Below are 24936 nucleotides of genomic sequence, written 5' to 3' on the forward strand. Positions count from 1 at the left end.
AATCTAATTTCACGTTGCACTAGCAAGCATGATAACTTCCTGCAATAAAGTCTTTTTTGCTTCCTGTTGTCGCTGAGAATGGTATTTTTATCTTATTGATATGGCAATAAGCAAACCACGCAAAGGCAATTGCTTCAATCCACGCTTCATCAACGCCCAAAGCATTAATTGCCTGCACGTTGATAGCTGGCAAATATTCTCGAAGCAAGTCCAATAAGAACTCATTACATGCGCCACCACCTGCGACATAAAGCGCTTTAGTATCTGCTTGATAAGCTAAAACAGCCTCCGCAATCGAGCGCGCTGTTAAATGATGCAGCGTTGCCTGCACATCTTGTATATGTTCATCGGTAGACAACTGATTCTCTAGCCACTTTAAATTAAAATACTCAAGCCCCGTACTTTTAGGAGCGCTTTGCGCAAAATAAGGATCTTGCATTAATTCATCTAACAACTCGGGCAACAATATACCACCGCGCCCCCACTGACCTGCTTGATCATAAGCTTCACCACGATGCTTATGAATCCATTGGTCGATCAAGGTATTGGCGGGACCCGTATCAAAACCAACAAGCGCTTTTTTAGGGTGTAGACAAGTAATATTAGCGATGCCGCCTAAGTTTAGAATGACTCGCGGCATATCTTTATCCGCAAAAAATGCTTGATGAAATGCCGGCACGAGAGGCGCGCCTTGCCCACCAAAAATCATATCTTTATTGCGAAAGTCATTGATAACAGGAATACCTGTCAGTGCTGTGAGCACATTACCACTGCCTAACTGAATACTGAATTTACGCATGCCCTGCGGCTGATGATAAACTGTCTGCCCATGGCAACCAATGGCAATAATATCTTTTGCATTGAGGTTATTTGCTATTAGCATTTGTTTAACGCACTGCGCATAACTTTCGGCTAATTGATAGTCTAAATCACCAAAATCGAATAATGATAATTGATAGCTGTGCGCAAAAATATTTTTAATTCTCGCCTTAATCTCAGCAGAATAGGCGAAGCTTTGCTGTGCTTTGAGACTAAATGAGTCACCTGTAAAATCAACGACAACACAATCAATCGCATCCATACTAGTGCCAGACATAATGCCAATATAATACTTAGCACTCATGATTTATTACGCTTCTTATCTTTTAGGTAATTAGCCAACGGTAGCGCAAACATACCAACAAACAATACAAGTGCAATAAAAAATAATAACTGCAACCACCAAGAAAAAGAGAGCATTACCTGCCACGCATGATTAAGCTGTGAGGCTGTATTTGCAAATACTTGTTTTTCTGTCGGCATATAACGTGCTGACACCATTGAAACCGATACCAGATAAAATAACGTCACGATATACAACAACCCATATTGCTTATAACGTTTGATCTTAAGATATTTTTTCTCGAGAAAGTAATTGATCTCATGATCATCATCACTGGCGCAACTTGAGGTTAAGGTTTTAATCCAGAAAAATGCCAACACAACAGCATAAATAACAAAAACAATCATCGATTTACCAACTTTTTGCAACGCTTTTTATAAACAAATCTACTTTCTGTTCATTCTCTGTCAACGCAGCACTATCGGCTTTTAAGGGGAGCAATGCACCACCACTGACTCTTGCTTGACCTGCTGCATTTTTATATACCACGACAGGCACTGAGTTGATTAACCCTTTTAGAATCGTCATATTGTGATTAAATTGCTCAATTTCTTTGCTTGTCGGATTGATCACTGGTGTGATACCACCTTCTTCCTCGGCATAATTAAAACCATTTTCATTTTGCTTTAATGCCTCAAGCGGTGATTTTGCACTTAAAATAGCCATTGTTTTTAACGGACTTGAACGTTTGATAATGCCAATAGGCACCCAACGAATCGCTAAATTGCCAGCCTCTACTTGCTTTTGAGTTGCCTCAAATAATGCATGGCAAAAAATACAATTAGGATCAAAGATCACATATATATTGCGCGCTGCCGTTTTTGCACCTTGCTCAATGAAATTTGCCGTTTGCAGTGCTTGGTATAATTCTTCAGCTGCTGGATCAGTTGAATTTAAATCCATCTTTTGTGCTTGGCTACTTCCTTTATCATGCGCACCAAAAAAGTAATAAGCACCACCCAAAATAATAATCAATGTAACCAATAGCAGTAATACACGTCTTGCCATAAATTCAGTCCATTTCATCCAATCAAAAGTAAGCTAAAGCCTAGCGAATTTCGTCAATTTTAGCCACTTTTTATTGCTAGATTTATTCTAAGCAAACCAATTGGCTATAAGCTAAATTTATTGATATAGTTAATTTCTTATTGAGAGTATAGGGTTAAGAGATGTTTTCTACTATTTTAAATGCGTTAATTCCCGTAGCATTTGTCATTTTTCTTGGGTGGTTAGCGGGCTTTTTTAAGATTATTGATAACAAGCACAGCAAAAGTTTTGCCACCTATGTAATGAACTTTAGTTTTCCGTGTTTGCTATTTATCATTACTGCAACTACCAAACTCGACACACTACTTAATATCAAATTTGTCATTGCTTTTTTTATTGGCTTAATGGGTATGTATCTTATTAGCTTTTGTACGCATAAGTTCTTATTAAAACGTTCGCCACAAACGGCTGCGCAAGGCGCCTTTGTCTGCTCATTCCCCGATATGGCGTTTATGGGCATTCCCATTTTTATCGAATTGATTGGCTCTAGCGTACTTGTCTCTATTGTGATTGGTAATATTATCTCCAGCGTTGTTATGATCCCAGTCACGGTGATCCTGCTTGAATTAAGATCTGGAAATAAAGCCAATTTATCTCAGCTTTTTATCAGCAATATCGTTGAAGTTCTTAAAAAACCTTTGGTTTTCGCGCCAATTCTAGGGATTATTTATGCTGTTATTGGTGTACCTTTACCTAAAATTATTGAAGATAGCCTTAAGCTCATTGGTAACACCACCTCGGGCGTATCCCTTTTTGCACTAGGTCTTATCATGTCCAGTTTTGTGATTAAATTCTCCAAAGGTGCTGTGATCAATATCTTCTTAAAGAATTTAATCCATCCACTTATTATGATCGCATTGGTCTATGGCTTTGGCATTACCGGCATTCTTGCGAAAGAAGTGATTCTACTTTGCGCGATGCCCACGGCAACAATGACAACAATGTTTGCATTAAGGTATAACACGCTCACTGAGGAAAGCACTAGCAGTACCATTCTGGGTACATTGATTGCAATAATTACACTACCTGTTTTTATGCTTTTCGTTGGTTTTTAAGCACGTGGCAGCTCGATAGTAAAGCATAGACCTGGATAGGTGTTTTTTACTGTCACTTTGCCTTTGTGAAAACGAATGATTTTCAGTGCAATTGCAAGCCCCAAGCCATAACCCGTACTATTACCTGCTTGATGAATGTTTTTAACTTGTGGTTCAAAAATGCTCTGTATTTTTGCCTCAGGCACACCTGGGCCTTGATCTGATATTTCAAGCACCACATGTTGACCTTGCTGATAGCAATGTATCGTACATCCTCCAGCATATTTCTCGGCATTATTACAAATATTTGCCAATGCACGATACAGAAGCCCTTCATTACCAGCAACAAGCAAATGCTCATCGGGATTCTCCATTACACTACACTGTGTTGATGATTCGGCTATCCGCTTAATCATTTTATTTACATCAACCCGCTGATCACCAGAGTTACCTTGATAATAAGTAACTGTTGAATCAATGATTTCATTAATCTCCATCAAATCTGAAGATAGCTTCTCAAGAAAGGGCGTTTCTTTTGGCATTACTTGCAGATAAAGCATCGTGCGCGTTAGCGGTGTTTTCACATCATGAAAAAGTGTTGATAATAGCATGACGCGCTCAGAAATAAGCTCTTCAATATTCGCCTTAAGTTGGTTGGAACTCTTGCGAAAAAAGAGTGATTGCAGCGGAAATTTATTGGGGGCATAAACGCTACGCATGGTTTTATCGATTAAAGTAAAGCCGTACATAATAATGCTAACCACCACCATAACGAGAATAAAGAAATCTAAGAGCATATATAAGATAAGTTCTTTATGCATAAAGAAAGTATGTTTTTCAAGACTAAAACACACCCCAAGCTGCGCTTTTTGATAATACTGGCAACTTGTCACACTATTTGCTTTATTAAATTCATTTAAGGCTTGCGTTAAAGTTAGTGGGCGGTATTGTGCCAACTGATCAGCTACTACACCTTCCTTTATCTCGGCAGACAAGAACTTTGATGCGGTTTTATTATAGTTGTCGACAAACTTCAGTAATGACGCATAATCAAATTGAGCGATGTTCTTTTGAGTATCGAGCATCGCCTCCAATACCTCCCCTTGCTGTTCATGACTTTTCACCGCATTATGCAACGAGCCAACATACACCCAAAACTGTATGGCAAATAATATAATTGTTAAGGTAATCGCAGCAATAATCATTTGCTTTTTTCGCTTGAGCGTCATTTCTTTTGTCACTTACAAGTACACCTCATTGGTTCAGTATAACCAAGCCATCAAAACAAAAACAGCGACTTAGGTCGCTGTTTCTGATATTTATCGATTTAACTTAGCGCAACATTGCCACATTAGTATCACCAAGTTGGTATGCATAGCAGACCATATTTTTTGGTGATAAGTGCGTAAATTGCGTACCTATCAGCTGTGTGCCCGTTAATAAATCCAATACAACTTGTAGTCTTGGCAAGGTGATTAATGACATTTGATCAACGCCTTGGTCAATTTGCGTAATTAAGTCATTTAACTCATCTGCTTGCGCCTGATAGGATGCATCAATCATCATATTATTTACTTTCATTTGTGCATCACTATAGTAGGCAACTGGCACCTCTGCACTAAAAGTAAATTTATTGTCTTTACAATTTAATGTGACATCACTAGGAACATGTAAGGCTGACCCAGGCGCCACCAACTTAAACTCCATAACACTTTGTAATAGTTTGTTTAATGCACCCTCAATCTCTTGGGACATACTTGCTTCTTCAGTTTTTTCCACATACTCACTCTCTTGCTGTGATCCCCCGCTTTTAATGAGTGTATCCAAGTGATCTAGCACGCTACCTAAACTGCAATTCTCATCTACCAATTGAGCTTTTTCTAATAGTGATTCATTACTTGTAATTCTCGCTTCATCAACATTGGTTTGCGGGTGGTAAATCTCAGCATATGAGCGTACATTAATATTGCCTGCCAGCTGAATTGGTTGATCCAATAGTAAGCGACTAATAATATCCGCAGCCCAAGATTCAACCTTATCCTCATCCGGAATCTCAACCATATATGCCGCAACCGTATATTTATCGGCGGCAACTAACGCTTCTCCATCACTATTTTCACGCTTCTCCGTCAATTTTCTCTCGAACTTAGACACCTTTTCTAAAACTTCATCAAAATACAAGCTAACTAAATAGTTATCACGATCATTGCTTTCACTATTTAGACCTCGTCTATCAATATAAGCGATAGTCATGGGCGCTACCGCAATCGGTGCCAATGGTGCTTCACTCATCCCTTTTGAAATTGATACACTACCTAGATCTTCTTGCTTAATCGTATTGTTCTTTACATCATAAAATAGCGCAAAAGCCTCCTCGTTATCATTGTTATAAGCCACTGTATGTTGAGCCGCAATAACTTCACCCATACTTAACAACTCTGAAGTTTTATCAATGCCGCGCTCTGGGCTAATCATATGCACAAAAGTTCCATCGTATGATTGGGCAATTAAAGTATCATTTTCTGACAGATCTAAACTAAAATACGCTGGGTAGCCATTCTCTAGTTCTTCTGGGTAATTAACCTCTATAACCCGATTGTTAGCAAGATCAAAATAGAACACACGCTTAAATCCCTCATGCATCAACTTTTTACCACTATATTTAACAAGCTGATGAACAATCGCAATATTTTGCCCAATTTTTGGCATGTCAATCAGACTAAAATCACCACCTTCAAGCGTCTTCCACTCAGACAATATGCCATTATGTACAAAAGCTAATCTCATTGAGTTGTCCTTTGTTATCATAATTGCATTTTGGGTTAGCTTAATATCGTTAGCGCCAGCAAGATCACCTAAATCAACTTTTGTGTGCGTTTGTGCATTTCTTTGATAGACACTGCTATTACTTCCTGTATCAATCACCACAAGATTTGACTCTTTGTCTGCCTTAAATTTCTCTTTGTTACCTGCTGAGAGCTCGGCAATATCCACGGCAAAATTCATTGGTTTTTGCGCTTGATCTAAGCCAACAAAATGCATTTTTTCATCTGTTGGATCAAAATAATAAAAACCACCTTGAGTCATCCATTGATCCAAAATTTCAATGCCTTTGCCTTGATCCAAGCATAGCCACTCACTGTCTTGAAATTTGTAGAAATAATTTTTCTCAGCTGCAGTTAACTCCTCGTATTGCTTGGTTTGGTCACTACCACCATTTTCAACCACCAGAATATATGAACCCATATTGTAGGTTTTAACAATCTTGCCAAATAACCCTGGGATAACTTCAACATTGACGGTTTTACTATTGATTACACCATCGCCACTAACTTCTAGCTGGTGCGTACCTACTGATACGGCTTTGCTTTTAGAGCCAGAGCCATCATTAGCAGCTAAAGCGAAGTCACAGCGATAATTATTAGCTGCATTTACTTCACATGTTTGCGTCGCAAAGCGATTAGCTTTATCTTCTGATTTGTCGCGAAGTGTTAAGGTGAAGCTATGACTCGCCCCTACCGCAAGCGCTTGTGGTGTTACCTGTGCAGTTAATGCGGTACTATTATCCGTTTGTGTAACAGTTGCTGCCGATAATTGCGCGCTACTAATCTCTGCTTGGACACCAACAGATTGCGGGCTGCCTTGTGGTGTACCCGGGGATGAGCTACACGCTGCCAATGTTGCAACCATCGCACTTAATGCACTTACTCTGTAGGCTAATGATAATTTATTGCTCATGGTACTATCTCCTCTTACATTAATCTTAACTTTGTCAGCAAATCCTGTTTTGCTGTTCTTGTGTTAAGTTTGACGCAAGCAATAAATAAAAACAGAGCCTTTGAGTAAACCATCAAATTGATATAGTATATGACCTTGGTCTATTGTCTCAGTCATTTACATTTCTGCCTTTTCATATACATAAGTGCCAAACAAAGACGACAATGAAGCCACTAAAAGTCTATAATGAGATCATATAAACATGCAAAATGGGGGTATCACATGCATTACAAAGTTTTATATGTCGAAGATGATTTAACAATTGCCGAAATTGTGAAATCATTTATGCAACAAAAGCTCATTGACATCAAACACTTCAACAAGGCACAACCAGCGCTTATTGATTTTGAGCAAAACAGCTATCAGCTTGTTATTCTTGATTTAAACTTACCTGATATCTACGGTTTAGATGTTTGTAAGCAAATGCGCCTATTAAGCCCGAAAACACCAATATTGATACTCTCTGCCAATATTGGCGAAACCAATCGCATCATCGGTTTAGAGTCTGGCGCTAATGACTATCTAGAGAAGCCTTTTAATCTGCATGAGCTATATGCGCGCATTAAAAACCTTATTCAATTCTCAAGCAAGGCACCCTCCCAAAAGAAATATCAATATGCCGTTTTTAATTGTTTACAATTTAATTTGAATCATAAAACGCTAAGTGATGAACAAAGCAAAAAAGATATTTCACTAACCAAAGCTGAGGCTTCAATTCTGGATTTACTGATCTCACGCCAAAATCAATTGATTAGTAAATACGATATTGCTGAGATATTAGGACTTACTGATCAAGCGGATAGTCGCAGTGTTGATCAGCTTATCGGACGTATCCGCAAAAAAATCAATGACCCGACAGGACAAATCATTCGCACCATTCGTGGTCATGGCTATATTTTCTTAGGCTCGATTCAGTTTAAATAGCTTTTGTCTTAGATACGCCTATGAACCTAAAGGTCTAACGCATATCCCAACTTGCTATTTATTTTTTATACGGCAAGATAGCGCCTAACATTTATAGCGCATTTAAATTTATGTCTTACGATAAAACACTGACGGTGTCGAAATTGACACTCATGAACATCACCGCAATCATTAGCCTAAGCTCCATCGCCTTTATGGCAACCATTGGACTGGGCTCTATTTTCTTTTATCTTTTAGCTGCGATCTTTTTTCTGATTCCGAGCGCTCTAGTCTGCGCTGAATTAGGCGGCATGTTAGTGAAAGATAATGGTGGCGTATACACTTGGGTGAAGCGCGCATTTGGTGAAAAAACCGGCTTAATCGCAATCTGGATGGAGTGGTTTAATAACGTTATAAGCTTCCCAGCCAGTCTCTCGGCAATTGCTGCCACGATTGTTTATATCGGCTTTGATCAGATCGAACATAGCAAGCTGACCCTGTGCCTTACTATGCTTGCCATTTTCTGGTTATTAACACTGTTTAACTGTTTACCGATGCGTCGCGTTGTCATTCTCAACGTAATTGGCGCACTCTTAGGCATGATTTTACCTGGGGTATTATTACTTGCTGGCGCGATTTATTTTCTAATCATGGGGCAAAACCATGCTCATTTTAGCAACTTCCATAATTGGTTGCCTGAATTATCATTTGTGACTTTCGCACTCTTTGTCAAAACTTTGGCGAGCTACTCAGGCATTCAAGCAACAAGCTTTCATGTTAAAAATGTGCAAAACCCCAAGCGCAGCATCCCTAAGGCAATGATCTTATCAATTGTGATTATTGTGCTACTGTCGATCATCTCAACACTTGCCTTAGTGATTATTACACCTCAAAACTCAATTAATCCGATGAGTGGATTAATTCAAGGAATTAGTGCTGTACTTAACCTTGCCGGTCTTGGTGAATTTCAAGGGCTTATTGCCTTACTTATCGTCATTGGTATGATCGCAGCCCTTAGCACTTGGATGTTGGGACCCGCTCGCGCCATGCAAGAGGTCGCTCAACAGAAACTTTTACCTCAAGCTTTTGCTAAGCTTAACAATAATCACATGCCAACCAATGTGCTTTTGATTCAAGGTGTTATTGGCAGTCTGCTATCCTTTGTATTTTTTTTTATGCCAACAATTCAATCTGCCTTTGCATTATTGATCGCATTAACATCACAGTTTACGGTTTTTATGTGGATCCTGGTGTTTGCTGCTGCCATGCGTTTGCGTTATAAAGAACCGCATATTGAGCGAATTTTTCATGTTGGATCAAAAAACAATCTACTTTTAAATATTATTTGTATTTTTGGTATCCTAGCTTGCTTGAGTGGCATTTTCTTAGGGATTTTTCCGCCCGCTTTTTCACACATCCAAAACATTTATGCTTATGTTACCATCATTATTATTGCTGACATTATCATTATTCTTATTCCCTTCTTGTGGATCTGGTTACGTAGGTATCAACCATAGCACTTCCTTGCATTAGAGCAGGTTTACACTATAGTGCTATAAGGAAGCATCAAGATAGCAAGGAAATCTCATGACAAACAAGAAACTTACTCGCAACATCTTAATCGGCATTGATCGTATTCTTGATATGGTCAGAACGGCTGTTAATGTCACAGGTGATGTTTCTGTGACTGCTGTTGTTGCCAATAGTGAAAAGCAGATTGATCGTGATATCTATTACCAATAGAGGATATTCTAATGCAAAGAAAGCTTGAACATATTCGTAGTATTGAGCAAATGAGAGCCCGTTACCATAAAAAAGTACCTAAGATGTTTGCGCAGTATTGCGATTCAGGCTCTTGGAGCCAAACTACTTATCATGCTAATGAAAAAGATTTTCAGAAATATTGCTTTAGACAACGCGTTCTTGTCGACATAAAAGAGCGTACACTTGCAACAAACATCCTTGGAAAAAACTACACAATGCCTGTCATTTTAGCCCCGACGGGGCTTTTAGGTATGCAGCATGCCGATGGCGAAATTCTAGCGGCAAAAGCAGCCGAGCGCTTTGGCATCCCTTATACGCTCTCCACGCTGTCCATTTGTTCTTTAGAGGATGTTGCCGAAAAAGTCAGCGCACCATTTTGGTTTCAATTATATGTCATGAAAGACAGAAACTTCACCCGTGAGCTCATCAATAGAGCCAAAGCAGTCGGGTGCTCAGCACTTGTTTTGACTGTTGATTTGCAAATGATTGGTGAGAGACATGCTGACTTTAAAAATGGTTTATCTATCCCCCCAAAACTTACTTGCAAAAACCTTCTCAATATGGCTACAAAATTTAGATGGTGGTCTAAGATGCTTACAACGTCTCGCAGAAATTTTGGCAATATAGTAGGGCATGTTAATAATCTTGATAATCTATCCTCTTTAAGCAGCTGGGTATCAGACCAATTTGATCTTTCTCTCAATTGGAACGATATAGCATGGATCAAAGATCAATGGCAGGGTCCAATTATTATTAAAGGCATTCTGGATGTTGATGATGCGCACAAAGCAGTTGCCTTTGGCGCTGATGCGATTGTTGTATCTAATCATGGTGGTCGCCAACTTGATGGCGCTCTATCATCTATATCTATGCTCAACACGATTAATCAAGCAGTTGGCAATAAGCTTGAAATTTTGCTTGATGGGGGCATTCGCTGTGGACAGGATTTATTAACAGCAAAAGCACTGGGCGCTCGCGCTGGAATGATTGGACGCGCTTTTATCTATGGGCTTGGCGCATATGGCGAAGATGGCGTTCGACGTGTTTTAGAAATTCTTTATGATGAGCTAGACAAAACCATGGCATTTTGTGGTCATACAAATATTAATTACATTAATCAAAATATCCTAGCCCAATCAACTTTTTAATCTCATTTTCTTGACTAAACGCCAAAGTTTTACTTTTTTTACTTATATGCAGTAAATTTATTAGTGATCGATTATTTTTTATGATATAAAAACGCCCTAATAAAAAACTAACTCGTTAATGGAGGCACACTATGCTGACAGAGAAAGAACTACTGAATATGCCTGAAGATGCATATATGAATGAAGAGCAGTTGGCTTTTTTCAAGGAACTATTACTTCAGCAAAAACAAGAGTTAAGTGAAGCAATTGATGATGCAAAGAAAAGCTTGGCTGAGTCTGAACGCAACACCGATTTAAATGATGTTGCTACTTCTCAGGAAATGCAACAGCTATACTTACGCACGGTTGATCGTCAAAGTAAATTACTGCGCAAAGTTAATGAGTCACTAAAGCATATTGAAAATGGTGAATACGGTTATTGTGAGCTAACTGGTGAGCCCATTGGCGTGCAGCGTTTACTTGCACGCCCAACAGCGACTTTATCGGTACAAGCAAAAGAAATTCAAGAACATCAAGAAAGGACGCAAGGCATTATCAAAGCCTAATTACGGTTATTTTTTATCAGGATGATCCCCTTTATTAGCTATATGATTTGGATCATCACTGATCTCTTTGTATTTTCCTTTTTCAATTTTATCATCGACATACAGTGTAAAGCGGTAACCAACATACATTGAAATCGCCAGCATAATTATAATTGTGATATACCACATAATGGTTCCTCTATTAACTTAGTAGAATGTATGATTGTTTTGCTCTAGGTCGCTTTTATCAAGCTTAGACTTACCGCGCCATGCAGCACTAAACCCCCAAAACTTATAAACAACAATCAATACCATAAAGGCAAACGTAATATACAGCATGCCCATTAAACTATATTCAGATGCTGATACATTCCAAATCGTTAAACTTTGGCTACCAAAACCGCCTGCGCCTACCCAGTTAGAAGGGACAACAAATGGAAACAAAGCAAATGCTGCAGAGCATAGAATTGCAGTAATAGCCAAAGCCGAGCACCAATAAGCGATAGTTTCATTTTTCTCTTTGGTAATGGCAGCGAGTAACAACATCACATAACATAAAACAGGGGCTAACCACATCCACGGATGAAGAGCGTAGTTATGTAGCCATCCACCCGTAACCACATCGACCTGTGTGTTAAACGCAAGACTTGCTGGCGTGTCCGTGATAATCATCCCAGGGATAACATATGCCAACATAATCAAGCCAATGGTAACAAGTAGTAAATTAATGAGGATAAACAGATTAGATAGACGGCGAAAACGCAAGCCTAACTCACCTGCCAAGCGACGATTTAAATGTAAGCAAGCATGCATCAACACCATGCTTAATGCTAATAGCGCACACAAAATGGCAAAAGGTGATAACACACTAGCAAATGCATTGCCGGCATATACCGATCTTAATAAAAAGTCATCATGATAAAACGGTAAACCATGAAATAGCGCGCCAAGCACTAGACCAAAGATAAGCACCGGAATAAAGCTACTGATAAAAAGTCCCCAATCCCAGAATTTACGCCAACCATCGCCATCGAGTTTACTGCGATAATCAAACCCAGGTGGACGCAGGAAAAAGGTAAATAGCACTAACAATAATGCCGGATATAATCCTGAGAAAATCGTGCCATAAACGGCTGGCCAGATACCAAATAAAGCACCACCACCAATAACAATCCACGTTTGATTGCCATCCCACGTAGGGGCGATAGTATTTAACGCCAAACGTCTCTCAACATCATTTTCTTTAAAGCCTTTATGCTTAGACATAAAGGGCATCATAATCGTCACTCCAAAGTCGCAACCTGCGGTTGTCGCATAAAGGATAAGAACCAGAAGAATAATTGCCCACCAGATAATTTGTAAGGTCATATAATCAAATAACATTATTGATGCTCCTTATAATCATAATTACCATTACCTAAAGACCGTGGTCCCTTGCGAGCAACCTTGAGCATAACAATTAATTCCACAACAAATAGTCCAACATATAGCAATGCAAAAAAAGCAAGGCTCACCACAATATTCCACGACGCCAAGGTCGATGCGCCCATACTTGTTGGCAATATACCGTGTACCACCCATGGTTGACGCCCCATTTCAGCGATAATCCAACCTGCTTCAGCCGCAATATACGGTAATGGAATGGCAAAAACTGCCAACCATAAAAACCAACGATATTTAAGTAATGTGCGACGCAATACATGAACAGCGCCAAAAACCATAACAAAAAACACCATTGCCCAACAAGCTAGCATCACTCTGAAGCTCCAATACACTGGCCAAACCTCTGGAATAGTATCCTTGACAGCCTTAGCAACTTCTGCCGCACTTGCATTATGTGGGTCTTTGGCATGCGCCTGCAATATAAAGGCATAACCAATATTGTCACGATACTTTTTTGTCTCTGGATTTTTCGGGTCAAAGATATCAAAATCATGCGCAGTTCCTTGACCTGATCTAATTTTTTCCAGAGCTTTTAACGCTACCAATCCATCGTAAATACGATCTTTATTTTCACGCATAATAGGCTTAAGCCCTTCAACTGTTGCAGATAAGCTGTGTCCTGCAATTAAGCTCAACATCCATGGAATTTGAATCTCAAAATAATTTTTCTCATGCTCCTGTGATGGAAAAGACACAGCAGACCAGGCAGCAGGTGCCTTTTGTGTCTCCCACTGCCCTTCAATTGCTGCCATTTTAGCGGGTTCATATTTATCAACGGCAAGACCATTAGCGTCCCCCAAAAAGAAAATAAAAATTGAGGAACATAAACCAAAGCCAAGACCTACCGCAAGCGAACGCATTGCAAATCCAGTATTTCTCTTGCGCAACAAATACCATGCGCTAATACCAACAACAAATGCAGCCGATATCAAATATCCAGCGAAAGCAACATGACCAATGCGAATTTGTGCCAACTCCTGCATATAGATTTGCACAAAGCTCGTTAACTGCATCTGCATTGTCTCAGGATTTAAAAACGTCGCTACCGGATGCTGCATCCAACTATTGGCTACTAGGATATTAACAATTGATAAATTTGTACCCAATGCCAAGAAAAAAGTAATCAATAAATGCGTTTTTTTACCCACTTTATTCCATGTAAAGAAAAACAAACCAAAAAGTGTGGCTTCCGTCATAAATGCCGTCAGTCCTTCAATGGCTAATATTGTGCCAAAACTTTCACCAACAAAGCGAGAGAAATACGCCCAGTTTAAGCCAAACTCAAACTCCATGGTAATCCCTGTGACAACGCCCATCGCAAAGTTAATTGCAAAAAGCTTGCCCCAAAATTTGGTCATATCTTTGTATACTTGTTTACCTGTTTTGACATAGGCCGCCTCCATAATAAATAGTATCCACGACAAACCAAGTGTTAATGGTACAAAGACAAAATGGAATAGAGCTGTAAATGCAAACTGACCGCGCGATAAATCGACAAATAATTGTGTCATATCCATGCGTGCACACTCCCAATGTGTTAATAAAATTTTATTGCTCGATTGTAGAGATTTACCCACCTATTGCAAGTTTAACAGCAGTTTAATTTCTTATGCATTAAATAAAATGAATTTATTGCCATCCATAACAAGCTAAGTTTATATCCTATTAATTCTAGTGAAATTTTCAGATTACAAGCTGTAGTACATCTGAAACTCAACTGGATGCGGCGTCATATTAAGCTTCTGCACTTCTTCCATTTTCAAATCGATATAGGCATTAATCATATCATCTGAGAACACGCCACCTGCGGTTAAGAACTCACGATCCTCATCCAAAGCAGCAAGTGCCTCTTCTAGCGAGCCTGCCACTGTTGGGATATCAACAAGTTCTTCAGGTGGTAAGTCATATAGGTTTTTATCCATTGCTTCACCCGGATGGATTTTATTTTTAATGCCATCGATCCCAGCCATGACCATGGCTGAGAACATTAAATAAGGGTTAGCTGTTGGATCACCAAAGCGCACCTCGATGCGACGTGCTTTTTCACTATTAACAAAAGGAATACGTATAGATGCTGAGCGGTTGCGTGCTGAATATGCCAAAAGCACTGGCGCTTCAAACCCTGGGACTAAGCGCTTATAGCTATTGGTTGATGGGTTGGCAAATGCATTTAACGCCTTAGCATGTTTGATAATGCCGCCGATATAGTAAAGCGCTTCTTCTGAAAGCCCAGCATAACCATTGCCTGCAAATAAGTTTTTGCCACCCTTTGAAAGTGATTGGTGTACATGCATACCTGAGCCATTATCCCCCGGAATCGGTTTTGGCATAAAAGTCGCACTTTTACCAAAGCCGTTAGCCACATTGTGCACTACATATTTAAAGACTTGTGTTTGATCGGCTTTATCCACCAAGGTAGAGAACTTAGTGCCAATTTCACACTGACCTGCCGTTGCTACTTCATGATGATGCACTTCGACTTCTTGCCCTAATTCTTCCAAAATAGAGCACATCTCTGAGCGAATATCTTGCAATGAATCCACTGGTGGCACAGGGAAATAACCACCTTTAACACCAGGTTTATGCCCGTTATTGCGACCGCCATGGAGATCATTAGTGCTCCACGCTGATTCATTACTTCTGATTTTATACTCAGAACCTTCCATATCTGACTTATACGTCACATCGTCAAAGATAAAAAACTCAGGCTCTGGACCAAAGAATGCCGTATCAGCAATACCCGTTGATTTGATATAAGTTTCACAACGCTTTGCGATTGAACGCGGATCACGATCATATGCCTGCATCGTTGCCGGCTCCAAAATATCACAACGGATAATCAATGTCGGCGCTTCAAAAAACGGATCAATCAACATACTTGATGCATCTGGCATCAAAATCATATCTGATTCATTAATTCCCTTCCAACCCTCAATAGAAGAACCATCAAACATTTTGCCATCTGTGAAGAAATCTTCATCAACAGCGCGCACAGGAATGGTTACATGTTGCTCTTTGCCTTTTGTATCGGTAAATCGAAGATCGACAAATTCGATTCCATATTCACTAACCATGGCTTGATAATGTGTAAAGTCAGACATACTAATAACGCTCCTTGAGATTTGGTTGATAGTTTTACCGCGATCTATTCTATCAGAGTTTTTTTGCAAAATTTAGCAAGATTTTCAAGGAAAAGTTACCTGCTTTACGGTATGCTAAACAGCAGGATAGTACTAGGTTTGGAAATGATCGTGATAGATCAAGAAGGTTTCAGAGCAAATGTGGCGATCATTATTATGAATGATCAAAACAAAGTGTTCTGGGGTCGTCGCGTCAACCAAAGTTCATGGCAGTTTCCACAAGGTGGTTTAAATTCCGGAGAAACGCCGATTGAAGCAATGTATCGAGAGCTCAAAGAAGAAGTAGGGCTTATGCCTTATGATGTTGAGGTGATTGCTGCAACAAGAACGTGGTTAAGATATCGACTTCCCAGGTCGCTAATTAGAAGAAATTGCCCATTGTGCATTGGTCAAAAACAAAAATGGTTTTTGTTGCGTTTAAAATCTGCCGATAGCGCAATTAATCTCAACGCTAATAAAAAGCCCGAGTTTGATGAATGGCGTTGGGTAAATTACTGGTACCCCGCAGGAAAAGTCGTTGCCTTTAAGCGCCATGTTTATCAAAAAGCACTTGAGCATTTTTTCCCTGTGCTTAAAGACTGGTCACGCGAGTAAATATCATGTTATGGCAGCCTTTAGTCAAAATCATTGAGCTTAAGCATGAGCTTGATGTCGTCTTATCAATGTTTGCTAAAGAAGCATGCAAAGTGCTTAGTGTCGATGCGTGCAGTGTTTTTATTTTGGATGAAACAGAGCACACCTACACACTAAGCGCGTCAACGCTAGTGCCAACACTGCGATCTGGGATGATCTACATCAGCGCCAAAGATGATCTTTTGGGCAAGGTTGCTTTACGTGAAGAAGCACTCATTATTACCGATATGTCTAAAGCTTCAAGCTATAGTGTGCTACAAACGCTTTCACGCAATCGCCTACAATCTTTATTAGCAGCGCCCGTTGTGCACAAGGGTGAAGTGATCGCTATTATTGCGCTACAACTTAATGATAAAGACAAAATTACTGAAAGCTTGCAAACCGATGTTGCGACGCTATGCGCTAACTTGTCACTACCATTAAATCGCGCCATTCATATTGAAGATGTTTCTGAGCAAATTGAAGATAAACCAAAAAGTCCGATGTACTTTGATGGTGTAAGCGCCAATGATGGGGTACAAAAAGGCATTGCGGTTGCGCGTTATAATATTACTGATATTGAAGAGATTCCTGACAAACCTACGCAATCAGAGGATGAAGAGCGTTTATTTATTAGTGCGGTAAAGGATGTCAAAGAGTCATTGGAGGAAATGCTAGAGCGCGTCACCCTCCTTGCGGGCAGTGAAGAAGCACAATTATTTGAAGCCTATTTGCAAATGATCGATAGCAGTCGTTTTTATGACGCAATTATTGGCTATATCCGTCAGGGCATATGGCTACAAAGCGCGATCAAACGTGTTGTTATCGAGCAAGCCACACTTTTTGAGCAAATGGATGAGCCTTACTTTGTCGAACGCGCTAGTGATATTCGTGATTTAGGCAAACGCATCTTATTGGCACTTGAGAATAAAATATTAAAGAAAAGTCACTACGCTGTTGATACTGTTCTTGTTGCGAGCGAAGTCACCGCATCGATGATTGCCGAAGTGCCTAAAGGGCGCTTAAAAGCAATTATCTCAGAACACGGCTCCTCTTACTCTCATGCAGCTATTTTAGCTAAAGCCTTGTCTGTGCCTTTTGTTACAAGCATCAAAGCATTACCAATTAGCTTCATTGATGGTAAAGAGGTTATTGTTGATGCTTATGTTGGGCGCATATATATCCAACCTGCTAAGGGACTTAAATCAGCATATGAGCGCTTAATCAAGCATGAGAGTCAAAAAGCCGTTGAATTGCAAGCACTTAAAGACTTGCCAAGTACAACAATTGATGGGCATGAAGTAACACTTAAAGCAAATGTCGGTTTAATTGCTGATTTGGATCGCGCTTTAAGTCAAGGAGCAGCAGGCATTGGTTTATATCGCTCTGAAATTCCTTTTATGATTCGCGAGCGCTTTCCCAGTGAGGATGAGCAACGTATTATCTATCAGCAAATTTTATCAACCTTCCCTGATAAACCTGCTGTTTTACGCACCTTAGATGTTGGTGCGGATAAAACACTACCCTACTTCTACGAAGAAGAGCAGAATCCGGCACTTGGCTGGCGTGGCATTCGCATGCTACTGGATCAGTCCAACCTTTTTTTAATGCAAATAAGGGCAATGCTAAAAGCAAGTTTGCATCATAACAATCTGCATATTTTGCTGCCAATGATTACGACCATTGAGGAGATTAAAGAGGCCAAACAGCTTATTCGTCAAGCCTATAAAGAAGTCGTCGAAGAAGGCTTTGATATCGACAAGCCACGCATTGGCATCATGATTGAGGTTCCATCTGCCGTTGTGCTTGCCGAGCGTTTAATCGCTCTTATTGACTTCGTATCCATTGGCTCAAATGACTTAGCACAATACATTTTAGCTGTTGATCGCACCAATGAAAAAGTTGCTAATCTATACAATCAACTGCATCCGGCGATGATTCGCACACTTTACCACTTGGTCAAAGTAGCCAAAAAATACAACAAAGAAATCTCATTATGTGGTGAGCTTGGCGGCAACCCAATTGCCACCGCACTTCTTGTCGGCATGGGATTTGACAGCTTAAGCATGAACGCCTCAGCGCTTCTTAAAGTTAAGCAGGTATTACGATCTGTTACTAAGAAACAATGCCGCAATGTGTTAAAACAAGTGCTAAAACTCGCCACCACTGATGAGGTGCACACTTATTTAGAAAACTTCCTTGTTGAAAATGATTTAGGTGGTTTGATTCGCGCTGGGATTAATTAACACCCTTAGAAATAATGCACAAACCCAATATCAAATAAATTCATTGTTCCACCGGTTTTTGCCGGAATAATATTGCGATAGTTTGCGGTTAAAGCAAAATTTTGACTTAACGTATAAGCCACGCCAACACCAATATTTGATGCAAATTCAGTATGCGCCATACTAAGCTTACCTACGCCAAAAAGTACATAAGGGGTAAAAAGCGTTTGTGTTGGTAGTGAAAACACTACATCAGCCCGTGTATAGGTACTAAATTTTGTACTTTGCGCAGTGTCTTCACTCCGCGCGGCAAATAGAATACCACCCGCCTTAATCGAAAAATAAGGACTAAAGCTATAGCCAAAGCTAAGCGTTAATTCTGGTGATGTTTTATACCCCGTACCACTATTTGTTAATACACCAACGGCGGGTGCCAAAAAGAAACCGCTACGCGTTGCTTTCCCATCTTCTGCTGACTGACTATTTGCATAGCTATAACTTGTAACCGCTAATACACCAGCGAAAATATAGGCAAAACTCTTTGTGTTCATAACAATCCATCCTTGTATATTAATTTGAAAAACAGGCGCCATTGTGCATATAAAAATCCATTAAATCAAGCATGAATTGATCACTTGTTCTATATCATTGATCATTAGCGCCTTTTAACTCTTATTAAATCATAAGCGCCTATACACAATACATCGGCTAAAGTATAATTCCGGCACATTCATCCAAAATGCTCCTAGCATGAATATTCCAACAATAAGTCTTAACAGCAAAATCAAAAACTTCCATACTCGACAAATTTTCTATAGTAATGAGGTCAATCATCTAACTCCTGAGTTGCTTAACCCGCATGGCGCAGCTTTGGTTGAACAGCAAGGCAGACTAGCTCTATATAGCAAACATCAACTTGCAGCAATTAGAATGACACGCATTAACATGGAATCGATTAATAACCACGATATTGAATATGCGCTACGACAATTCCTAGCACAACTGCAGCATGATAAACAGCAACTTTATTTTGTTCAACAAGGAGAGGCCTTTCGCTTATGCCATGGCGATCATGATGGACTCCCTGGGATTACCATTGATTGCTATAACTCAGCTACCGTTGTCCAATCAAGCTCAGCTGCATCTGATTTACTCATGCCCTACGTTATTCAAGCATTGATAGCCCTCATGCCTGACACAGCTATTTTTGAACGAAGCACAGGGCAAATACGGGAGATCGAAAAACTAGGCAGTATTACTCAATGGCAATATTTATCTGGTGAATCAACTCAAACTACTCTGTTTGCTGGCAAGCGCATTATGTTTGATCTGATCAACGGTCAAAAAACCGGGCTTTTTCTCGACCAACGCCTAAACCTTATCGCACTACGCAACTATCTTCACAAAGGGATGACCAGCATGCTAGATATTTGCAGCTACATGGGCGCATGGAGTGTTGCCGCTGCAGATTTCATTGACCATTTTACGCTTATCGACCAAAGTAAAGCCGCCCTAGCTATGGCAAAAACCAATATTGAACAAAATCATCAAAACACAAGTAGCAGAGACATTGAGCTTGAGCATGGTGACATGTTTGAAACACTCAAAAAATTAAAAGCCGAGCAACAATACTTTGATGTCGTTGTAGCAGACCCGCCTGCTTTTGCTAAATCAAAAAAACATATTCCAGAAGCAAAACGTGCCTATCAACGCTTATTTAAATTAGCACTTTCGTGCCTGAATAAAGGCGGATTATTCATCGCTTGTAGTTGTAGTCGCCACATCGATGAGGCAACTTTCTTTGAGATACTTCAATCGCTTTCTTATGACTTGGTTTTGTTACACAAAGGGTACTCATCACCCTGCCACACACAGTCCATTCATGTCGATTATCACGATTATTTAAAATGCTATATTTTTAAGCTACGCTAACGCTGCTTATTATTTCTATTATTTTTTCTCGGCAGATGCGCCTTGTTTTTTCATCTGTGCTACGACTTGATCAGTCACATCGACTTTCAAATCAGGTGCGGCATATGCCACTGCTTGCGAGCTTAGGATTAGACTGTACTTACCTTCTTTGGCAACAGATTCGACAGCGGTATTAAAGCTTGCTTGGAAATCCTGAGCAATTTTTTGCTCTTGCTGCATCTCGCTTTGCTTAAATGCCGTCGCTTGTTGCTTAAAGCTATTCTGTTCATCAGTTAATGCTTTTTGCTGCTTATCCAGATCAGATTTTGTCAGCGTTGGCGCATTGGTTTGTAAGGTTTGCATCTTTTCTAGCAAGCCTTGTTGCTGCTTTTGTAGCTCATCTGCTTTGGGCTGTAATTTTGTTTGTAATGCCTGAATGCTCTGTTCACCTTGCGGCACGGATTGATAAATCTCAACTGGATTAACCAAGCCTATTTTTAAGCTACTCGCATCTGCGGCAAAAGCAGCACTCGTGACCGCCATTGATGCCAAACTAATCATTGCTAATTTTTTCATATTTACTCCTTAGATTTAACTAAATTTGAAATCTTATAATACTTTTCAACCCAAAAGATTAGAACGTTTGCCCCAGTGTGAACTGGAAAATTTGCGTTGAATCGCCAGGCTTCTCATTCAATGGTTTTGCCAAACTAAACGCCATGGCACCCAAAGGTGACAACCATTGGAATTCAACACCCACTGAGTAACGTAAATTAGAAAACGTTGGCGAGCTATCACCGGCAGTTCCAGGCCAAATCACACCGCTATTTGTACCTGAATTATATGTTGGGATATTGTAAGTGTTATAAACATTACCTGCATCAAAGAACATCCCTAAACGCATATTACGACTGTCTTTCAAGCCTGGAATTGGGAACAAAATGTCCACATTCGTGTACACATTTAAGTTACCACCTATCGAGTTACCTTGCTCTGCCGGACTACCGTTTGGTGTATAGGTATCAGAAGGTCCCATACCCCCTTGAGAGAAGCCACGCACTGAGCCCCAGCCACCACCATAGAAGTTCTGGAAAAATGGTAAATACTCAGTATCACCATAGCCATTACCATAACCCACACCCCCTTTGACTGAAAGTGTGACATCGCCAACAATTGGATGGAAGAAACCTGCAGATCCCGTGACTTTATACCACTGTAGATCACTAATTCCAGGTACTGACACAGTACCATTTAGCCCTAAGGTCGTTCCTTCTGTGGGGAAATAAGCACGGTTTGTTGAATTATGATTCCAACCCAGATTCACCGTAAATGTATTAAAGGAGGTTTGACCATCATTTTGCTTAACAAACCAATCTAAAATACTCGATGTACCTCCGGTCGGTTGTAGAACTTGCGTGTGATCAACACCACCGCCGACACTAATCGAGTCAAATGCTGATGTTGGAATACTGTAACCTAAATTCGCACCATATTGATTTAAGCGATAGCTTGCAATTGATGTATCATCATAGTCAGTACGTGATAAATATGTACTAATTGTCTGACTTATTCCTGATTGGGTAAAATATGGATCGGTATAAGACATATTCAAGCTTTGATAAACACTTGACAAATTCGCACCAATCGAGAATTGATTACCCGTACCTTGAATATTAGGCAACGCTAAATTACCGCCAATCATAAAGTTATAAAGCTGTGAGTAACCAATGCTGGCACTGACCGTATTGGCACTTCTTTCTTTAATATCATAATCCATATTGACTAGATCATCAGAACCAGGCACTGGCGTCTTTTTAACCGTTACATCTTGGACAAATGGCATTCTTTGTAATTTAATTTTTGATTGATCAATCATTGTCTGATTGTAAACACCGGATTCAAAATACTGCATCTGACGGCGGTAAACATAATCATTGGTAACATTATTTCCTAGGAAATTAATCTGATTAATATAGACTTTTTTACCGGGGTCAATATAAAAAGTTAACGCTACCGTTTTGTTATCTTTATCAACATTAGGCACTGGATTAACATTGGCAAAGGCATAACCTTTATCGCCCAACGCTTGTGTAATTGCCTTAGCGCTATCTAGCACTTTTTGACGTGAGAAAGTATCTCCTGCTTTAAAACTAATAAGCTTCTCAAGATCGGCTTTGGCAATAACGAACTTACCTTCTAATGATACTTTAGAGACTTTGTAAATCTCGCCTTCACTTACATCAAAGGCGATAAATGCATTTTCTTTATTCGGTGATAATGATGCCTGTTGTGAAGTCACTTTAAAGTCCAAGTAACCATTATTCATATAGTAATTACTTAGATCTTCCGTTGAAGACTGCATATTGGTTGGCGAGTAATCCGCCTTTGAGGTAAACAGTCCCCATAAATTCCAAATTGACGGTGTTTTAAACGTGATATTATCAATAAGCTCACTTTGTGAGAATGCTTTATTGCCAATCACATTAATGCGACGTACGGTTGCGGTTTTACCCTCAGCAATATTGATCTTTATCGCCACACGATTACGTGCTTCTTTAATCTCTTGTATATCAACCGTCGTTGAGTAATAACCCATCAACGCATATTGCATTAATAGCGATTGTTTAACTTGAAATAGAATTTCAGGGTTAGCGATATTACCAACATCAAGACCTGCCTCACGCAAGACTTTTTTCATATCATCATTTTTAATCTTATCATTACCATCAAAATCAACCGCGCTGATTGCTGGACGCTCGGCTACTTTCACAATCAGGCTATTGCCATCTTGATACAACTGTACATTTTTGAAAAACCCACTGCTGTAAAGCGATTTAATTGCCTCATTGGTTTCGGCTGCATCTATCGTTTCCCCTGCATGAATACCTAAATCATTCAGCACAGTTTCTTTTGAGATGCGCTCCAAGCCTTCAACTTTTATATTTTTGGCAACAAAGCTATTTTGTGCATAAGCACCAGCAAAAGGTGCGGCACCTAAAAGCGTAAGTAACAATGTTTTTTTCAATGATAAGCTCAAGCTAATCTTCCTTCATTTAAATTATTTTATTCAATCTTTATCTGTATTTAAAAGCACTGAAACATGCCTACGCGCCTTTAAATCAATAGCGACAACATCATCAATGGTTTCAGGTTTATTCAATTTTAATTCTTGCAAAACTCGTTCAATATACTCGATTATTTCCAAATATTGTATTTTTTCCGCCAAAAAAGCCTCAACCAGCACCTCATTGGCAGCATTTAACACAATTGTTGCAGCATAATCTTGACGTTTTAGCATGTCATACACCAATGGAATAAGTGCAAAACGCTGCCCATCCAGTGCATTAAAACTTAATGGTTTAGCAGTGAAATCAAGCTTTGGCACATTGATTTTGTGCCTTTGTGGATAATACATCGCATAACCAATCGGGGTTTTCATATCTGGGGACCCCATCTGCGCGATAAAACTACCGTCATGATATTCAACCATCGAGTGCACAATACTTTGTGGATGAATCAATACTTCAATTTTTTCGACTGGCACTTGAAATAACCAATAGGCCTCGATAACCTCTAGCGCTTTGTTCATCATCGTTGACGAATCAACGGATATCTTGCGCCCCATCTGCCAGTTTGGATGTGCGCAAGCCTCATCTGGCGTGATATCTTTAAGCTCATCCAGAGACTTTTCGCGAAAAGGGCCGCCTGAGGCCGTTAAAATAATTCTGGAAATTGCCTGTTGATCATAATGCTTATCTTGATCAGGCAAACATTGAAAAATCGCGTTGTGCTCACTATCCACAGGCAATATCATCGCACCAGATTGTGTTGCTGCACGCATGAAAATCTCACCCGCAGTGACCAATGCTTCTTTGTTCGCCAATAAAATGGTTTTGCCTTTATTCACTGCTGCAAACGTTGGCGCCAATCCTGCAATACCAACAATGGCAGCCATAACCATATCAACTTTCTCGGCACTAGCTACAGAAACAAGCGCCTCTTTGCCATATAGCACTATCGTTTGACAATCTAAAGCTTTAAGATCATTGCTAAGCTTATTTGCTAAGCTTTCATCTGCAACCACAGCATAGCGTGGCGAAAATTTAAGGCATTGCTGATATAACAGCTCGATATTACGATATGCAGTCAATGCATAAACTTCAAAATCAGCAGGATTATCGCGAATAATCTCTAGCGTATTAACACCAATTGATCCTGTCGCCCCCAAAATCGTGATGACTTTCAC

22 protein-coding genes are annotated in these 24936 nt (G+C 39.8%); 9 read left to right on the forward strand and 13 right to left on the reverse strand.

Annotation, left to right across the window (positions count from 1 at the left end):
- Positions 1-19: 19 nt before the first annotated feature.
- The 3 genes from F3D68_RS02725 to F3D68_RS02735 are packed head-to-tail and all read right to left on the reverse strand — an operon-like array spanning position 20 to position 2170.
- Positions 20-1123, reverse strand: coding sequence for an anhydro-N-acetylmuramic acid kinase (locus F3D68_RS02725; RefSeq protein ID WP_151192958.1), 1104 nt, complete (start codon positions 1121-1123; stop codon positions 20-22).
- Entirely contained in the window at positions 1120-1509 is a 390-nt protein-coding gene (locus tag F3D68_RS02730) for a hypothetical protein (protein ID WP_151192959.1), read from the reverse strand. The genes F3D68_RS02725 and F3D68_RS02730 overlap by 4 nt, the downstream gene beginning before the upstream one ends.
- 4 nt (positions 1510-1513) lie before the next feature.
- Positions 1514-2170 (reverse strand): hypothetical protein, encoded by a 657-nt coding sequence (locus F3D68_RS02735; protein WP_151192960.1) that lies wholly within the window; start codon positions 2168-2170, stop codon positions 1514-1516.
- Positions 2171-2331: 161 nt separating this feature from the next.
- On the opposite strand from F3D68_RS02735, the gene F3D68_RS02740 reads away from it, so the two are divergent.
- Positions 2332-3264 carry an AEC family transporter gene (locus F3D68_RS02740; protein ID WP_151192961.1) on the forward strand — a complete coding sequence of 311 codons (933 nt, stop codon included), beginning with the start codon at positions 2332-2334 and terminating at the stop codon, positions 3262-3264.
- On the opposite strand, the gene F3D68_RS02745 is transcribed toward F3D68_RS02740, so the two are convergent.
- Together F3D68_RS02745 and F3D68_RS02750 are read right to left on the reverse strand one after the other, a co-directional pair.
- Complete coding sequence (locus tag F3D68_RS02745; RefSeq protein ID WP_151192962.1) at positions 3261-4484, reverse strand: sensor histidine kinase; 1224 nt, start codon at positions 4482-4484, stop codon at positions 3261-3263. The genes F3D68_RS02740 and F3D68_RS02745 overlap by 4 nt on opposite strands.
- 91 nt (positions 4485-4575) lie before the next feature.
- Positions 4576-6981 (reverse strand): hypothetical protein, encoded by a 2406-nt coding sequence (locus tag F3D68_RS02750; RefSeq protein WP_151192963.1) that lies wholly within the window; start codon positions 6979-6981, stop codon positions 4576-4578.
- A gap of 261 nt (positions 6982-7242) precedes the next feature.
- Between F3D68_RS02750 and F3D68_RS02755 the strand changes: the two genes are divergently transcribed.
- From F3D68_RS02755 to dksA, 5 genes are all read left to right on the forward strand, one after another.
- Positions 7243-7944 carry a response regulator transcription factor gene (locus F3D68_RS02755; RefSeq protein ID WP_191092675.1) on the forward strand — a complete coding sequence of 234 codons (702 nt, stop codon included), beginning with the start codon at positions 7243-7245 and terminating at the stop codon, positions 7942-7944.
- A 110-nt stretch (positions 7945-8054) separates the two neighbouring features.
- Positions 8055-9440: an APC family permease gene (locus F3D68_RS02760; RefSeq protein ID WP_151192965.1), complete on the forward strand. Its 1386-nt coding sequence runs from the start codon at positions 8055-8057 to the stop codon at positions 9438-9440.
- 70 nt (positions 9441-9510) lie between these two features.
- A complete protein-coding gene (locus F3D68_RS02765; protein ID WP_117001481.1) occupies positions 9511-9666 on the forward strand; it encodes a cation:dicarboxylate symporter family transporter in 156 nt (51 codons plus the stop codon).
- Between the two features lie 11 nt (positions 9667-9677).
- Entirely contained in the window at positions 9678-10835 is a 1158-nt protein-coding gene (locus tag F3D68_RS02770; protein ID WP_151192966.1) for an alpha-hydroxy acid oxidase, read from the forward strand.
- A 131-nt stretch (positions 10836-10966) separates the two neighbouring features.
- Entirely contained in the window at positions 10967-11380 is a 414-nt protein-coding gene (dksA, locus tag F3D68_RS02775) for an RNA polymerase-binding protein DksA (protein ID WP_117001483.1), read from the forward strand.
- 6 nt (positions 11381-11386) lie between these two features.
- Here dksA and F3D68_RS11190 read toward each other — a convergent pair whose 3' ends face one another.
- From F3D68_RS11190 to glnA, 4 genes are all read right to left on the reverse strand, one after another.
- Positions 11387-11548, reverse strand: coding sequence for a hypothetical protein (locus tag F3D68_RS11190; RefSeq protein ID WP_191092676.1), 162 nt, complete (start codon positions 11546-11548; stop codon positions 11387-11389).
- 18 nt (positions 11549-11566) lie between these two features.
- Positions 11567-12742 (reverse strand): cytochrome d ubiquinol oxidase subunit II, encoded by a 1176-nt coding sequence (cydB, locus tag F3D68_RS02780; protein ID WP_151192967.1) that lies wholly within the window; start codon positions 12740-12742, stop codon positions 11567-11569.
- Entirely contained in the window at positions 12742-14319 is a 1578-nt protein-coding gene (locus F3D68_RS02785) for a cytochrome ubiquinol oxidase subunit I (RefSeq protein ID WP_151192968.1), read from the reverse strand. Before F3D68_RS02785 ends, cydB begins: the two co-directional genes overlap by 1 nt.
- 171 nt (positions 14320-14490) lie before the next feature.
- Positions 14491-15903 carry a glutamate--ammonia ligase gene (glnA, locus tag F3D68_RS02790; protein WP_117001486.1) on the reverse strand — a complete coding sequence of 471 codons (1413 nt, stop codon included), beginning with the start codon at positions 15901-15903 and terminating at the stop codon, positions 14491-14493.
- A gap of 150 nt (positions 15904-16053) precedes the next feature.
- On the opposite strand from glnA, the gene F3D68_RS02795 reads away from it, so the two are divergent.
- Positions 16054-16536 (forward strand): RNA pyrophosphohydrolase, encoded by a 483-nt coding sequence (locus tag F3D68_RS02795; RefSeq protein WP_170137166.1) that lies wholly within the window; start codon positions 16054-16056, stop codon positions 16534-16536.
- 5 nt (positions 16537-16541) lie between these two features.
- A complete protein-coding gene (gene ptsP / locus F3D68_RS02800) occupies positions 16542-18800 on the forward strand; it encodes a phosphoenolpyruvate--protein phosphotransferase (RefSeq protein ID WP_151192969.1) in 2259 nt (752 codons plus the stop codon).
- A gap of 5 nt (positions 18801-18805) precedes the next feature.
- Here ptsP and F3D68_RS02805 read toward each other — a convergent pair whose 3' ends face one another.
- Complete coding sequence (locus F3D68_RS02805; protein ID WP_191092677.1) at positions 18806-19330, reverse strand: outer membrane beta-barrel protein; 525 nt, start codon at positions 19328-19330, stop codon at positions 18806-18808.
- A gap of 199 nt (positions 19331-19529) precedes the next feature.
- On the opposite strand from F3D68_RS02805, the gene F3D68_RS02810 reads away from it, so the two are divergent.
- Entirely contained in the window at positions 19530-20711 is a 1182-nt protein-coding gene (locus F3D68_RS02810; RefSeq protein WP_151192971.1) for a class I SAM-dependent rRNA methyltransferase, read from the forward strand.
- 18 nt (positions 20712-20729) lie between these two features.
- On the opposite strand, the gene F3D68_RS02815 is transcribed toward F3D68_RS02810, so the two are convergent.
- Genes F3D68_RS02815 through ispC form a run of 3 tightly spaced genes read right to left on the reverse strand, consistent with a single transcriptional unit; the run spans position 20730 to position 24936 of the window.
- Positions 20730-21266 carry an OmpH family outer membrane protein gene (locus F3D68_RS02815; RefSeq protein WP_151192972.1) on the reverse strand — a complete coding sequence of 179 codons (537 nt, stop codon included), beginning with the start codon at positions 21264-21266 and terminating at the stop codon, positions 20730-20732.
- A gap of 58 nt (positions 21267-21324) precedes the next feature.
- Positions 21325-23727 (reverse strand): outer membrane protein assembly factor BamA, encoded by a 2403-nt coding sequence (bamA, locus tag F3D68_RS02820; protein WP_224728212.1) that lies wholly within the window; start codon positions 23725-23727, stop codon positions 21325-21327.
- A gap of 30 nt (positions 23728-23757) precedes the next feature.
- Positions 23758-24936 (reverse strand): 1-deoxy-D-xylulose-5-phosphate reductoisomerase, encoded by a 1179-nt coding sequence (gene ispC / locus F3D68_RS02825; protein ID WP_151192974.1) that lies wholly within the window; start codon positions 24934-24936, stop codon positions 23758-23760.

Origin of the sequence: Cysteiniphilum sp. JM-1 (genome assembly GCF_008711525.1) — a bacterium.
Lineage (GTDB): Bacteria > Pseudomonadota > Gammaproteobacteria > Francisellales > Francisellaceae > Caedibacter.